Raw genomic sequence first — 12,940 nt, 5'->3', positions numbered from 1 at the left:
AATTTATAAACATTTTTAAAATCATCCTAAATCCTGGTAACTGCAAATTTTAGTAGCTACCTCAATGAGTTATTGACCACTGAATTTTCTACGATAACATGACTAACAATATACACATGATAAGAACCACTACACTGGGAAATCGTTGCGTGGTGGTTCGGAGATAGATGATGAGTAGTATTACAAAAAGCATACAGAATGAATATGTTTTATTGATGGAAAACGCTTTTTCTGAAAAATATAAATATGCGTTTAGAAATTTAGAACTGAAAGAATTACGTAGATTCATCCTGAAGGAGCTAATTAGCTCTCCCGAGTTAGATAATCAACTTACAAACCTAATCGTGTTGCTAAATAAATTTTGGGATACTCACGCCGCGGCGCTTATAACAGAAGTGCGGGCGTCTAAAAGTTATCGATTATTACTTCCGATTCAACGCTTTGGTTATAACATATCTAATCACCTTAGATCTCTGGGGATTTATTTTGATAGCATCATAATGGTTGATCCATTACATTTTCCTTCTCTTAGCTCTCTGCATTCATTTTTGTCATTGCCACCAGATAATAGTTATGTCCGCATGCGCAGGTTGGTATTACTTGAACATGTTTCTAATCTATTTCGCGCCATCCCGTTTATGACTATTGATGATGATTATCCAATTTTTCTAATCGTTCCTGAATTACTGGATTTTGATAAAGAACGCAATCATGAACAATCTGCCGCTTTTCTAAGTCAGCTCTTTTTTAAAGATAGAAAAATGGATTACGCTACTTATTTAGCGTTTCTTGAGCACTTTGGGAGAAATGAAGAAACATTCCAGAAGATCCTAATAAATAAAGAATTATTAAAAACATTGCTTAATAATTTTAATAACATCGAAAAAGAAGTCTGGGTTTACGATACAGATTTAAAGAGTTTTACAACAAGAGAGGTAGATCTTCTGGATTACGATCTGCCGTCAGCTATAGCAACCTTACTGGGTAAGGTTGAAGGTGCAATTTATGCACAACGATCAACTCAATTATCGGCAACACTATTAGGCATTGATCCGGTTATTTATAGTAACCATATGTTTTTACATGAATGGACTACGGAGCAGTTGGTCAAGGATTATGGTAAATTAAATCCTCTTTCTTCTGAAGAGCAAGCGATTACAATGGGCCTTTCAGCCGCGGAAGTAAAATTCCTTACTGCGCTTTCCGATCTGGAATTAAAAAAGATTAGAGAAAGAGGTCAACTGGAATCCTTAAGGCATGAACTAAGAATCTCAAGGCATGACTTGCAAGGAAAAACACCAGATCAAATGCAAGATGCGGCAGATAATTTTTCAAAACATTTAATCAATGTGGTCGAAGAGTATGGAAAATCGCATGAATCAGCCATTAAGAATTCAAAGAAAAAAAAGATCTCATCTGGATTAATTTTTGCAGGAACAGCCACGTTAGGTATAGCTTCACTTGCCATGCCGCAATTGACATTACTTTCAGCAGCAGCAACGGGAATTGGCCTGGCCTTTGGAGGTAAAAGTCTGGCAGATATTTTTAGTGAACATAAAGCACATAAAAATGAAATCCAGATATTAGAAAAAACACCCGTATCGCTTTTGTATGGGGCATATAAAAAGAAATAGTCATACTGTGTATACCGTCTGGTAGCGGAAGTCAGTTTTTGAAGCAATTGTCGTAAAGTTACTCAAACAATCATTTCGGCTTTGCTGATAAGCACAGCGGCTTGTCCGGTGGTGAGCCGGTAGTCACAGGGTAGGGGAGGAATACATCCTATGGCGTTTCAATGTCTGAAAACACTACCACATCTTGTGTCAGAGGGCCGCTGCGCGCCAGGCCGTTTCGCAAAGTTCGATTGCTTTTGCAGTCAGTACTGCCCTTAACAAATAGCCAGCTCGTTCACGACCTCAGCTACGCTCTTGATGCTGCGGATATTTCCAATGCCCGTGCCCAGCGCAATGTATCCTTCATCTGTATTACCTTCCAGCATGCCGATACGCAACCCTCGTAAACCTCCCATCGTCTGGGCCAGTTCTTCATTGCTTGCACCAGCTTTATCCATCGACACGAGCTTGTCAGCCAGCTTGCCAGGAAGTGAGCGGTAGTAATCTGGCAGGGTACGGAAAAGCAGCAAATCCAGGCCGTTAGCATTAATGATTTTATCCTTTACTGACTGCGGCACACGGCTTTCTTCTGTCCCAATAAACACCGAACCAGCAAAGACACCCTTTGCTCCCAGCGCATGGGCAGCACGGGCGGTACGGCTATCGGCAATCCCGCCTGCAGCCATGACGGGAACACTCTTCACCGAGTCCGCAATCAGCGGCACGATCGAAAAGGTGCCAAGCGCGGTGCCCGGCAATGTGCCACCTTCATCAAAACCTGTTGCAACAATAATGTCGGCGCCGGCTTTTTCCGCTAAACGTGTATTTTCAGGTGTCGGATTAATATCGCGGTAAATAATTGCAATACCCGACGCTTTTAGTTCATTAAACAGCGAAGTGATAATAGCTCCGTCTCCGTAACCGGTATAAACAACAGCTTTTACTCCCTCTTCCTTTATTACCTGTAGGATAGGCGGAGTCCAGATGTCGTTTTCAGGGGTTGGAATAAGGTTCACCCCGAATGGTTTTTCGGTAAGTTTTTTGGTTTTACGAATTTCTTCACGCATTTTTTCTGCTGTTTCTTCAGGCGTTGATACAGCAGTTTCCGCTGTTAAGCCCGCATTTGGGCCAAGCACACCCAAACCACCGGCGTTGCTTACGGCTGCAACCAGTCTTGCATCGGTAAGCCAGGACAGTGGGCCTTGTATAACAGGTTTTTCGATACCCAGGATCTGGCAGATACGGTTGTACTTCATGACGTGATCTCCTTCGAACAAATTTTCAGCCAGCCTTTTAGGCGACTGTGGTAGTTAATTAATCTGAAGAAGATCTTAAACCTCTTTATTGTTACGAAAAACCATCCAATCTTTAAAACAGAATTACTGATAAAGTAACAATCTTCAGGTCGGGTATGCACGAAAGAGCGTTATCAGAGATGTGCATCCGGACCAAAAACCTCGCACAGCCAGTCGATGAATACGCGAACTTTAGGTGCCAGATACCGACGATCCGGGTAAAGCAGTGAAACCGGTTTTGGCGGGGGCGGGAAATCAGTGAGGATCTCTGTCAGCTCTCCACTGGCAATAAAGGGTGCAAGAGACGGACGCAATCCGTGTAGAACCCCCAACCCCGCCAGCCCGCATGAAAGAAACGCTTCTGAATTGTCTACCAGGATGCTGGAGGGAATTTTTATTGACGCGATACTGCCATCAACCGTGAATTTCCACTCCATTATCTGCAGGCTGTGATTACTGAAAAAATTTACAGCCCGGTGGGACTTCATCAGCTCATCGATAGAGTGCGGCGTGCCATGCTTCGCAAGATAAGATGGCGCAGCACAGGTCACCATGGCTGCCGTTCCCAGACGTCTGGCAACAAAACTGGAGTCATTAAGCTCACCAAGTCGGATGACGCAGTCCACACGCTCGGCAATCAAATCAATCTTGCGATCGGACGTGCCAAGTACAATCTCAATATCCGGGTATCGGTTCTGAAAATCTCCAAGAGCCGGAATGATGACTGCCCGGGCGAGCGTAATAGGGACGTCAAGGCGCAGGCGGCCTTTCGGCGGTTGCGTGCTGGAAAATAATCGCCGGACGTCGTCCAGCTCGCTTAAGAGCGACAGGCAACGCTGGTAAAACTCTTCCCCTTCATCCGTCATACTGACCTGTCGTGTTGTACGATGCAGGAGCTTAACGCCCAGATCATGTTCCAGATTCTGAACGGCGCGGGTAACAGCAGGGCGGTGCAGCTCAAGCACCTCCGCCGCGCGGATAAAGCTCCCTTGCTCTACCACATTGACATAAATATTCATGGCTTCCAGCATATTCAGCTGCATCTGTTCTCAGTCCTCAACCATTATTTGTGTCGAAGGGGGAAGCTCCTTATAACATTCCTGTCTGCTGGAACATATCCCTTTCTGAACCGATTGTTTCATCTGGAGTAACATACTGCTATCGATATATGACTTTTACCGGGTGGTTGAGGTAAGACATGTCATTTGTAGAATCGCTACCAATTCTTCGCAACTTTTTTGGATGTTCGGCGGCGTCGTATACAAAAACAAACAGGCCAGGCGATACGGTTACGCATGTGCAGGTCATGCCAGGCGCGACGTTAAAATACGAACTGATAACCGATGAATTATGTTTGACCGCCGCCAGTGTAGGTGGCGAGTATGAATGCAAGACAATGGCAGACAGTGAATAATCAAACCTCATGAAATGAGGTTCCCATTGATTTTTTAGTCCATGTCAGCGCAGCGCAGGAAAATTGCCCGTCGTCTGGAAAAAAGCCCGTTATTAAAACGGGAACTGTCGGAAATGGCTGTTGAGTCCTACGGCGATGCCATGTTATCTGCAGCGCGTGAAAAGAGTTTTCCGTCTGAAATGCCGTGGGCGCTCGCTGATGCGCTGCGCGACGATTTCATCCCGGACTGACACACTGACAGTGACGAATCGGTCACAATGGCCGGTTTTTTTATGTCTGCGCGGCGTGTGCTGCGTGAAATCGTGTGCAGGATAGCGGGTGCAAATCAACAGAATTCGCGCAGCGTCACGGTAGGGAAGGGATCAAACTTATGGGCCAGAAGTTTTTTGGCATGCACGAATCCAGCCGCCTTAACATGTCTTTTAAATGTTCTGGTGCATTTAACATAATATACATTATGCGCACTATAATAGCGAAAGGCGAAAAGCAGCCCCCAAGCGTGAATCAGTCATACAACCAGCGACCAGCCCTGGCAGACGCAATGAGCATACCTATCGTGAACTCCGGCACCTGAGGAATATCGTTTTTGCGAAACAGATTAAGCAAATGCTTTAGCGGTGGTTCTGGCGGATAGTATGTTGTGATCGAGAAATTCCCTTTATCTACATTGAATGTCGTAAAAAAATCATCCATCAATGCCAGTGCTTCATCATCTTCCAACCGTAGATCTGAATCCAAATCTGTTGACGGTGTCAGTTCTTTTTTCTTAAAAAGGTAAATTCCATCATGGCTTCTTACCAGTTCATAAATCCGCTGTTCAAGAGTATCACTTACCATATTTTATCGCTTCCCCTGGCAATGCGTTTGAAGGACGAGCGCCGAAATGCTGCCTGCTTGTTTTTATTGATGATGCTATCGGTCACCTGATGCACCTCCGCTTTGGTGAGACTGAATCAGCCTTTGGTATGATGAGTTAAGCCGCAGGGCTATCGGGAAGTATATCGAGGTCTGGCACTACCCGGATGGTCATAAAGAACTCCGCCTTAATGACGCTGTTCTTCCCTACTCCACCTGTGATCGGCTCCAGGAAATCGTTGAGCGAACAGCGGAGTTCGCATAGTTACCCCTTCCGGATGTGTTTCCGACACCGTGCCGATGCCGGCTATTTTCTGCAGCCAATACGTTTCCGCATAGGGTCAGTATATGCAGATTATATATGTAGCAGATGCAGGACATATGGATATGTGTTACCTATCCCTCTGAAGTTTGCCAGTGCAGTCCGCTGCTCCACCATCAACTGACGAGTGCTTCGAAGAGCCTTCATATCCTGCTGCTCAACTGTTTTGATGGCAACGAAATGATTTCCTGGATTTATTGATATTGAGGATGAATGGTCAGATTGCCAGGTTGATGGCGAAAGATTGAATGAAGATATTACACGCGCAGTAGATAACTATTAAACATGGAGTTTTTCCGAAAAATCTTAGGGTGTTTAAAAACAAGTTATTATATTCGCCACTTCACTATATCATCCTGCTGCTATTGGTAAATCTGCACCTGATACACGAGGATCATACACCACTAGTACAAAAGATTTATGAAAAAAGCGATGTCTGGAGAGGTGTAAAAAAATTAACAGCCTCAGGAATGAGACAAACGTGCAGTATTACCAACACTGAATGTTCTTGGTTGGGTGATTTTTAAACACAAGGAAAGGGTAAATTATGAACAAAACCGTGTATGTACCAAGCTACTTCCAACCTATCTACAAAGAGGTAACGGTCAAAGTTCCCACCGGAAATACAAAACGATTTCTTGGATTTATTGATATTGAGGAAAAAATCCGCAAAAAAGAGGTAGTACAGGAAGGATGGTCAGATTGCCAGGTTGATGGTGAAAGATTGAATGAAGATATTACACGCACAGTAGATAAGCTCAACCAAGACGGATTTGAAGTTATTAGCATAACGCCAGTAACGTCCGGAAACTGGGGATTTAAATATGACTCAGGGTCTATCAACAATGGAACCGGCAGAGGTGGATATGGTTACGGATATGGTTACTCTTATACCGAAGGTGTTTTAATCCTCGCAAAGGAAAAGGGAGCTTATTAAATATGGAGTTATTCCGAAAAACTTTAGGGGGTTTAAAAGCAAGTTATTATATTCGCCATTTCATTTTTGGCGCGATAATTTCAACATTCTTTATTTACATCTCTATGCAGAATCCTTCTGGGATGAAGGTGGGTAATGTAATATTCTTTGTTATCAATGCGTTACTTTATCCATATGCAAGATTCGTATATGAGCAGGTTGTTTCGTTCATAATGGGTGAAAATGTCTTCTTCATCAATGCGATAGTGATGTTAATGGCTAAGGTCATCACAATGTGCTTATGTTGGATATTTTCAATATTTATCGCTCCAGTTGGATTGGCATATCTTTATTATTATCATTCCAGGGGTGATTAGGTATTGGAAAATAGCAATTGGTTCGCCCAATGACGTTATGCTAAAAAGGCCGTTGCGGGATCCGATTTTCGCAGCGGCCTTTTCAACAGCCGTACATTATGCGCATTTAAATTGTAGAGGCCCAATGCTAATGCCTATTTGTAGCCATTTTTGTCCAGGTTTGTCGACCAGTGTCCTGAGCACCCAGATGGCCGCGCTGCGCCTGGGTATCTCTGTCCGTCACTTCCGAGTGTGATCTTACTCACATAATGTGGACGCTCTAAGCGAGGTTCTGGACATCTGAACTTAGCCTTGAAAAAACCGTCAGCTGCCCGCATCACTGACCGGGCTGGAGCTGAATCCCCTTCGTGAAGGATGCTTTTATTAGTACTATTAAAGGTGCTATATTTAGTCATCAACCAGGAGGTAAATTATGGCATTTCAAATTTTAACGACTACTGCAGCAAGCATTACAGAACTGAAACGTGATCCAATGGGAACTTTCAATGCCGGAGATGGCGCTCCAGTTGCCATTCTTAACCGTAATGAACCGGCTTTCTACTGTGTGCCTCCGGCACTTTATGCTCATCTTATGGATATTCTTGAGGATGAAGAACTCGGTCGTATTATCGATGAGCGTGCGAATGAACGCGTCATTGAGGTCAACATTGATGACTTATAAGCTGGCATTTAACGAATCAGCACTAAAAGAGTGGAAAAAACTGGGTCATACTATACAGGAACAGTTTAAAAAAAAGTTACGGGAACGGCTTGAAAACCCTCGGGTTCCGGCTTCTCAATTACATGGAAGAAAGGATCAGTACAAAATTAAGCTGCGTGGTGCAGGATACAGACTGGTGTACAGCGTCGAAGATGAAATTATCACGGTAACTGTCATTGGTGTTGGAAAGCGTGAAAATGATGCCGTCTACAAAATGACACGACACAGAAGCTAATCACTCAGGAAATGCTCTCTTTCCCGTCAAGCGATACGACAAACAGGCTCAGTTCTTTTATGTGACGGCACCTTGACATATGCCACGTATATGAAACTATGACCTACGTTGTGTATGTGACATTCATTTTATTCCCGCCCGAAGTGTTTACGCTATCTGAGGATAACATTATGACGCAACGTATCGCGGTTTTTCCTGCTGACCGCCATTCTCTGTATGAGGAACATGGGTATTCCGCAGCCATCCGTTCTGGTGATTTACTGTTTGTTTCAGGCCAGGTAGGCAGTCACACAGACGGCACGCCGGAGCCTGATTTTCAAAAACAAGTGAGGCTTGCTTTTGAAAACCTGAAAGCAACACTGACTGCAGCAGGATGCACATTCGATGACATAGTGGATGTCACCACCTTCCATACCGATCCAGAGCAACAACTTAACGACGTGATGGCGGTGAAACAGGAGATATTTGCCCATCCCCCTTATCCTAACTGGACCGCTGTTGGCGTTACCTGGCTGGCCGGCTTTGATTTCGAAATAAAGGTTATTGCCCGAATCCCCTGATGCTTATTCTCGGCAAAACCGGTAGCATTATATGTACCGGTTTTATTTTATTCACCCCTGCCCTTCATCCTGTATGATTAACATGCAATCACCAAACATATCGAACTGACATGACTGGATATCTTCTGAGGCATAGGCCTTCATGAGTAGATCAACCCCAGCAAACTGACCGGTTAACACCATATGCGTCGTTTTTGGCTGATGTAAGTTCGTTAGCAGGCAGTCAACCACTTTCAGTTGATAACCTGGATGTATATAAAGCGCAGTCCAGCCAGAACTTGCTTTGAGGCAATTGTGCTCCCTCGAATACGCGGATTCCAGGCATCGTGTAACGGTAGTTCCTACGGCAAAAATACGTCCGCCATTTTGCTTCGCAGTATTAATGATATCCGCTGTTGCTTGCGGAACCTCGTAGTATTCTTCGTTGATAGTCACTTCCTCTACACATTTTGTTTGTATTTTTCTGTTGGACAACATTTCTGTTGATGCAACATGTAAAGTAATAAAAGATATTAACCCACCTTTATCTTTGATTCTTTGGATAAGATCCCAGGTAAAATGAATGCCGGCAGAAGGTATTTCCAAAGAGCCATACTTTTTAGAAAAAACGGAACGGTAAGCATCTGGATATTTATAAAACAAGCTGGAGTCCACATACTCATCAAGACGCTCACCATGACTGGCTAAATAGCAAATTAAGGCCTCATGATTTTCCACGACAGCCCGGTACTGACTCTCTTCGCTAAACTTTTGCTCTACCTTAATGGAAATTTCAGGGTTATCAACCAAAGAGAAAACATCATTCGCGTTAAGCCTTTCTTTTAAAAGTCCTGAAATAATTACTCTATTATTTGGTAAAAATCCCTCTAAAACAACTTTAATTAATCTATTTCGTCTTGTTTTACAGATAAACATATGGTTTATTATAGTACTGTCGTTAAAACAGATTACATCACCTTCTTTGATATAATCTGTTACTTTACTAAAGTCTACCTTATGAATTTCCCCTTTACTCCGGTTGAGGACAAGCATTTTACACTTTTCCCTGTATGAATCATTGGCTATCCAATGAGGTCTGAGTGGGATAGTCATCTGATCGGTAATGCGAAAATCATATTTTTCGGTAAGCATATATTTACCCTTTGAAAAACCATTGATACGGCGATTGTTATATAGCCGTATTCTGCAGTATACGTTGGGCTTTCAAAAGATAAAAATTAACTCAATAAATGTTGTTATTATATTTACTTTGCTGGCTATTTAATCAATGTCAGATACCGATATTAAGCTGGACGATCGGATTTGACCGCCCTTTTCTTTTGCTTATTCCGGCATTGAAGCATCGCTATCCATTGCATCGGCAAACTTTTGCATTAACCGAACAAAGACATCAAGTTCCTCCTGAGGCCAGTCTTTAAAAACAACTTTGCCCATTTGCTCTCGCGCAGCGTCTATACGCTCCGTCATCGCCTTTCCTGTCCGGGAAATAACGGCCTCGCGTATACGACGATCGATGGCATTATGTTGCCGTATTATCAATCCCAGCTTCTCCAGTTTGGCGACCTGTCGGCTCACAGTCGTATAATCACGACCGGCACGTTCGGCTAACTCAACAACGCCAATCGGCCCTAAACGTTCGATACTAATAAGGATCGAAAATAGCGCACGATCGAGTTGTATCCCCGCCTCTGCAATTAATTTCTCATCATTACGAGGCCGGTTAAGCGCGCTCACCACGCGAATCAACGCACCGTGAAGCGCCTTCATTTGCTCGGAAATATGTGTATCTTGCACATTTTTATTTTCTGACATAGCATGTCTCCTCTTATGTGCATAATACACATATCGGAGAGACGATGACAAGATACACCACTACAGATGTACTGATCTGCGGCGCTGGCGTTACCGGGCTTACTTTAGCCATCGAACTGGCGCGTCACGGGGTCTCATTTCGCCTGATTGAGAAAAGAACGACGCCTTTTATCGGCTCCCGCGGTAAAGGTATTCAGCCGCGAACGCAAGAAATCTTCGAGGATCTTGGAATACTCAATAAAGTGGTCGCCGCCGGCGGGCTCTATCCCCGATTACGAACCTACCGTCACGACGGAAGCTACGTAGATTCAGATATTGCGCATCATACAAAACCGACCCACGCCGAACCCTACCACCTGCCATTGATGGTTCCACAGAACGTGACAGAAACGATTATGCGGGAGCAATTAAAAGCATGGGGACATCGGGTGGAGTTCGGCTGCGAGTTACGACATTTTGCGCAAACCCCACGCACGGTCACCGCGTATGTTGCCGGGCCGGCTGGAGAAGAGGTCATCATCGCGCATTATTTGATAGGCGCGGATGGCGGCGGAAGCTTTGTCAGAAAAAAATTAGGCGTCAGCTTCCCCGGCCGTACGTTGGGAATCCATGCGCTTGTGGCTGACGCTTCACTTTCCGGTCTGAACCGGGATGTATGGCACCATTTTAATGATGGCGATATGGCGCGGATGATAACGATTTGCCCTCTCGCCGGTACGCAGCTCTTTCAAATCCAGGCATTGTTGGCCCCGGACGACTCGCAGAATTTCTCAGCCGACGTGCTCACGGCTTTTCTTACTGAACGAATCGGGCGGACGGATGTTCGCATCCATTCGATTCCCTGGGTATCGAAGTACCAGATGAATGCGCGCATAGCGGAACATTACCGTGTGGGTAAGGTATTTTTAGCCGGTGATGCCGCTCATGTGCATCCGCCGACGGGTGGGCAAGGGTTAAATACCAGCATCCAGGATGCCTATAACCTGGGATGGAAAATGGCAGCCTTGCTGCGGGGCGCAGGAGAAGAGCTTCTCGATAGCTATGAACAGGAACGCCGCCCGGTAGCCGAATCACTGCTCCACCTTTCTACCCGATTACTTGACTCTCAAAAACAGGGTGGCATCAAACGAGAACGCGACGTTCAACAACTTGACATCCAGTATACCAACTCCCCCTTAGCCCACACGTTGCCCGAACGTCAGCATGGGTTACAAGCGGGAGAAAGAGCTCCGGATGCTCCTCTTTTGGGCGCCGGCGGCCAATCATTGCGATTATTTCAGTTACTCCAGGGTCCGGACTGGAATCTGTTGGCCTACGAAACCCACGGTAAGGTCATCGATGCGCGGCGAGGTCTGCGTATTCATCACATTGGCGAGCAGGACGAGCTCATCGATACCCTGGGGCACTTCCGGGAATCCTATCATCTGGCGCCGGGTCAATGCGTGCTGATCCGACCCGATGGCTATGTCGGCGCATTCTTTCACAGCAAACAGAGCAACGATATTGAAAATTATCTCTCTCGTTTTGCCATAGGGATTAAAGATGAATACTAATGTCTATGAGAACACCGACAGCGAAACTATTACCCCGCTCAACAAGCGGCGTATTTTGCCTGTTTTCCTGCTTGTTGGCCTTTACGCCGCCAGTACAGCGGCTGTAATGTCGGTACTGCCTTTTTATATCCGCGAGATGGGCGGTTCGCCGCTTATCATTGGAATCATCATCGCCACTGAGGCTTTTAGCCAATTTTGTGCGGCGCCCCTGATTGGCCACCTTTCCGATCGCGTTGGCCGCAAGCGAATACTGATTGTCACGCTGGCTATTGCGGCGATAAGTTTACTATTACTCGCCAACGCGCAATGTATCCTGTTTATCCTGCTCGCCCGCACGCTTTTTGGCATTAGCGCCGGGAATTTGTCAGCCGCCGCAGCCTATATTGCCGATTGTACGCACGTCAGAAATCGGCGTCAGGCAATCGGTATCCTCACAGGCTGCATTGGTTTAGGCGGTATTGTCGGGGCAGGCGTTTCCGGGTGGCTATCGCGTATCAGTCTGGGCGCGCCGATCTACGCCGCCTTTATACTTGTCCTTGGGTCTGCCCTGGTCGCGATTTGGGGGTTAAAAGACCCTTCCACAACATCACGTACCACAGATAAAATAGCGTCGTTCTCTGCCCGCGCTATTTTAAAGATGCCAGTCCTTCGCGTCTTAATCATCGTAATGCTTTGTCATTTCTTCGCCTATGGCATGTACTCTTCACAATTACCTGTTTTTCTTTCTGACACCTTCATCTGGAATGGGCTTCCCTTTGGGCCAAAAGCGTTAAGCTACCTGTTAATGGCGGACGGGGTTATTAATATTTTCGTTCAGCTATTTCTGTTAGGTTGGGTGAGCCAATATTTTTCGGAGCGAAAGCTAATTATCCTCATCTTCGCCCTTCTTTGTACTGGATTTCTCACTGCGGGTATCGCCACGACCATACCAGTGCTTATTTTTGCTATCGTTTGTATTAGCATCGCTGATGCGCTAGCCAAACCCACTTATCTTGCTGCCTTGTCCGTCCATGTATCGCCTGCCCGACAAGGTATCGTCATCGGAACGGCACAGGCATTAATCGCAATCGCTGATTTTATATCCCCCGTATTGGGCGGATTGGTCCTGGGGTATGCCCTGTACGGCGTCTGGATCGGTATAGCTATCGCTGTCGCCATTATTGGTCTGGTGACGGCAATGATTTACCTTTCAAAAAGTTCAGTGCTAATAGTGAAACCAGAAACAGAATAATGTGACAACGTCACAAACATTATTGTTCCCTTCTTCCCTTATTTATCAAAAGTATTG

14 protein-coding genes are annotated in these 12,940 nt (G+C 45.3%); 9 read left to right on the top strand and 5 right to left on the bottom strand.

The window, feature by feature from the left end:
• The first annotated feature begins 167 nt into the window (after window positions 1-167).
• Window positions 168-1,634, top strand: coding sequence for a hypothetical protein (locus tag ACH0WD_RS02160; protein WP_000987826.1), 1,467 nt, complete (start codon window positions 168-170; stop codon window positions 1,632-1,634).
• A 254-nt stretch (window positions 1,635-1,888) separates the two neighbouring features.
• On the opposite strand, the gene ACH0WD_RS02155 is transcribed toward ACH0WD_RS02160, so the two are convergent.
• Both ACH0WD_RS02155 and ACH0WD_RS02150 read right to left on the bottom strand, forming a co-directional pair.
• Window positions 1,889-2,869, bottom strand: a complete 981-nt coding sequence (locus tag ACH0WD_RS02155; protein ID WP_000876803.1) for a nitronate monooxygenase family protein — start codon at window positions 2,867-2,869, stop codon at window positions 1,889-1,891.
• A 173-nt stretch (window positions 2,870-3,042) separates the two neighbouring features.
• A complete protein-coding gene (locus ACH0WD_RS02150) occupies window positions 3,043-3,951 on the bottom strand; it encodes a LysR family transcriptional regulator (protein ID WP_001176641.1) in 909 nt (302 codons plus the stop codon).
• Between the two features lie 412 nt (window positions 3,952-4,363).
• Between ACH0WD_RS02150 and ACH0WD_RS02145 the strand changes: the two genes are divergently transcribed.
• A complete protein-coding gene (locus ACH0WD_RS02145) occupies window positions 4,364-4,552 on the top strand; it encodes a DUF29 family protein (RefSeq protein WP_001276021.1) in 189 nt (62 codons plus the stop codon).
• A gap of 274 nt (window positions 4,553-4,826) precedes the next feature.
• On the opposite strand, the gene ACH0WD_RS02140 is transcribed toward ACH0WD_RS02145, so the two are convergent.
• On the bottom strand, window positions 4,827-5,159 hold the full coding sequence (locus ACH0WD_RS02140) for a DUF1493 family protein (RefSeq protein ID WP_000253156.1): 333 nt from the start codon (window positions 5,157-5,159) through the stop codon (window positions 4,827-4,829).
• Between the two features lie 887 nt (window positions 5,160-6,046).
• Here ACH0WD_RS02140 and ACH0WD_RS02135 point away from each other — a divergent pair.
• From ACH0WD_RS02135 to ACH0WD_RS02115, 5 genes are all read left to right on the top strand, one after another.
• Entirely contained in the window at window positions 6,047-6,436 is a 390-nt protein-coding gene (locus ACH0WD_RS02135; RefSeq protein WP_001044696.1) for a hypothetical protein, read from the top strand.
• Window positions 6,437-6,438: 2 nt separating this feature from the next.
• Entirely contained in the window at window positions 6,439-6,792 is a 354-nt protein-coding gene (locus tag ACH0WD_RS02130) for a hypothetical protein (RefSeq protein ID WP_000418733.1), read from the top strand.
• Window positions 6,793-7,204: 412 nt separating this feature from the next.
• Window positions 7,205-7,453, top strand: a complete 249-nt coding sequence (locus ACH0WD_RS02125; protein ID WP_000885424.1) for a type II toxin-antitoxin system Phd/YefM family antitoxin — start codon at window positions 7,205-7,207, stop codon at window positions 7,451-7,453.
• Window positions 7,443-7,727 carry a type II toxin-antitoxin system RelE/ParE family toxin gene (locus ACH0WD_RS02120; RefSeq protein WP_000221343.1) on the top strand — a complete coding sequence of 95 codons (285 nt, stop codon included), beginning with the start codon at window positions 7,443-7,445 and terminating at the stop codon, window positions 7,725-7,727. Before ACH0WD_RS02125 ends, ACH0WD_RS02120 begins: the two co-directional genes overlap by 11 nt.
• A gap of 170 nt (window positions 7,728-7,897) precedes the next feature.
• Window positions 7,898-8,287: a RidA family protein gene (locus ACH0WD_RS02115; protein ID WP_000194089.1), complete on the top strand. Its 390-nt coding sequence runs from the start codon at window positions 7,898-7,900 to the stop codon at window positions 8,285-8,287.
• Window positions 8,288-8,338: 51 nt separating this feature from the next.
• On the opposite strand, the gene ACH0WD_RS02110 is transcribed toward ACH0WD_RS02115, so the two are convergent.
• Window positions 8,339-9,418 (bottom strand): S-adenosylmethionine:tRNA ribosyltransferase-isomerase, encoded by a 1,080-nt coding sequence (locus tag ACH0WD_RS02110; protein ID WP_000954697.1) that lies wholly within the window; start codon window positions 9,416-9,418, stop codon window positions 8,339-8,341.
• A gap of 192 nt (window positions 9,419-9,610) precedes the next feature.
• Window positions 9,611-10,099 (bottom strand): MarR family winged helix-turn-helix transcriptional regulator, encoded by a 489-nt coding sequence (locus ACH0WD_RS02105; RefSeq protein WP_001293635.1) that lies wholly within the window; start codon window positions 10,097-10,099, stop codon window positions 9,611-9,613.
• A 44-nt stretch (window positions 10,100-10,143) separates the two neighbouring features.
• Between ACH0WD_RS02105 and ACH0WD_RS02100 the strand changes: the two genes are divergently transcribed.
• Window positions 10,144-11,652, top strand: coding sequence for an FAD-dependent oxidoreductase (locus tag ACH0WD_RS02100; protein WP_000199409.1), 1,509 nt, complete (start codon window positions 10,144-10,146; stop codon window positions 11,650-11,652).
• Complete coding sequence (locus tag ACH0WD_RS02095) at window positions 11,642-12,883, top strand: MFS transporter (RefSeq protein WP_001095729.1); 1,242 nt, start codon at window positions 11,642-11,644, stop codon at window positions 12,881-12,883. Before ACH0WD_RS02100 ends, ACH0WD_RS02095 begins: the two co-directional genes overlap by 11 nt.
• The last annotated feature ends 57 nt before the right edge of the window (window positions 12,884-12,940 follow it).

The sequence above is a fragment of the Salmonella sp. 2020_1395 genome, from assembly GCF_043848115.1.
In the GTDB taxonomy this organism is placed as follows: domain Bacteria; phylum Pseudomonadota; class Gammaproteobacteria; order Enterobacterales; family Enterobacteriaceae; genus Salmonella; species Salmonella enterica.
The sequence above is the reverse complement of the archived record's forward strand: the minus strand, read 5'-3'. Positions and strand labels throughout refer to the sequence as shown.

Excerpts from the sequence above, each read along its gene's own strand:
- ACH0WD_RS02115 (WP_000194089.1), top strand. The coding sequence starts at position 7,898 with ATGACGCAACGTATCGCGGTTTTTCCTGCTGACCGCCATTCTCTGTAT.
- ACH0WD_RS02110 (WP_000954697.1), bottom strand. The coding sequence starts at position 9,418 with ATGCTTACCGAAAAATATGATTTTCGCATTACCGATCAGATGACTATC.
- ACH0WD_RS02105 (WP_001293635.1), bottom strand. The coding sequence starts at position 10,099 with ATGTCAGAAAATAAAAATGTGCAAGATACACATATTTCCGAGCAAATG.
- ACH0WD_RS02100 (WP_000199409.1), top strand. The coding sequence starts at position 10,144 with ATGACAAGATACACCACTACAGATGTACTGATCTGCGGCGCTGGCGTT.
- ACH0WD_RS02140 (WP_000253156.1), bottom strand. The coding sequence starts at position 5,159 with ATGGTAAGTGATACTCTTGAACAGCGGATTTATGAACTGGTAAGAAGC.
- ACH0WD_RS02130 (WP_000418733.1), top strand. The coding sequence starts at position 6,439 with ATGGAGTTATTCCGAAAAACTTTAGGGGGTTTAAAAGCAAGTTATTAT.
- ACH0WD_RS02145 (WP_001276021.1), top strand. The coding sequence starts at position 4,364 with ATGTCAGCGCAGCGCAGGAAAATTGCCCGTCGTCTGGAAAAAAGCCCG.
- ACH0WD_RS02095 (WP_001095729.1), top strand. The coding sequence starts at position 11,642 with ATGAATACTAATGTCTATGAGAACACCGACAGCGAAACTATTACCCCG.
- ACH0WD_RS02125 (WP_000885424.1), top strand. The coding sequence starts at position 7,205 with ATGGCATTTCAAATTTTAACGACTACTGCAGCAAGCATTACAGAACTG.
- ACH0WD_RS02150 (WP_001176641.1), bottom strand. The coding sequence starts at position 3,951 with ATGCAGCTGAATATGCTGGAAGCCATGAATATTTATGTCAATGTGGTA.
- ACH0WD_RS02160 (WP_000987826.1), top strand. The coding sequence starts at position 168 with ATGATGAGTAGTATTACAAAAAGCATACAGAATGAATATGTTTTATTG.
- ACH0WD_RS02155 (WP_000876803.1), bottom strand. The coding sequence starts at position 2,869 with ATGAAGTACAACCGTATCTGCCAGATCCTGGGTATCGAAAAACCTGTT.
- ACH0WD_RS02135 (WP_001044696.1), top strand. The coding sequence starts at position 6,047 with ATGAACAAAACCGTGTATGTACCAAGCTACTTCCAACCTATCTACAAA.
- ACH0WD_RS02120 (WP_000221343.1), top strand. The coding sequence starts at position 7,443 with ATGACTTATAAGCTGGCATTTAACGAATCAGCACTAAAAGAGTGGAAA.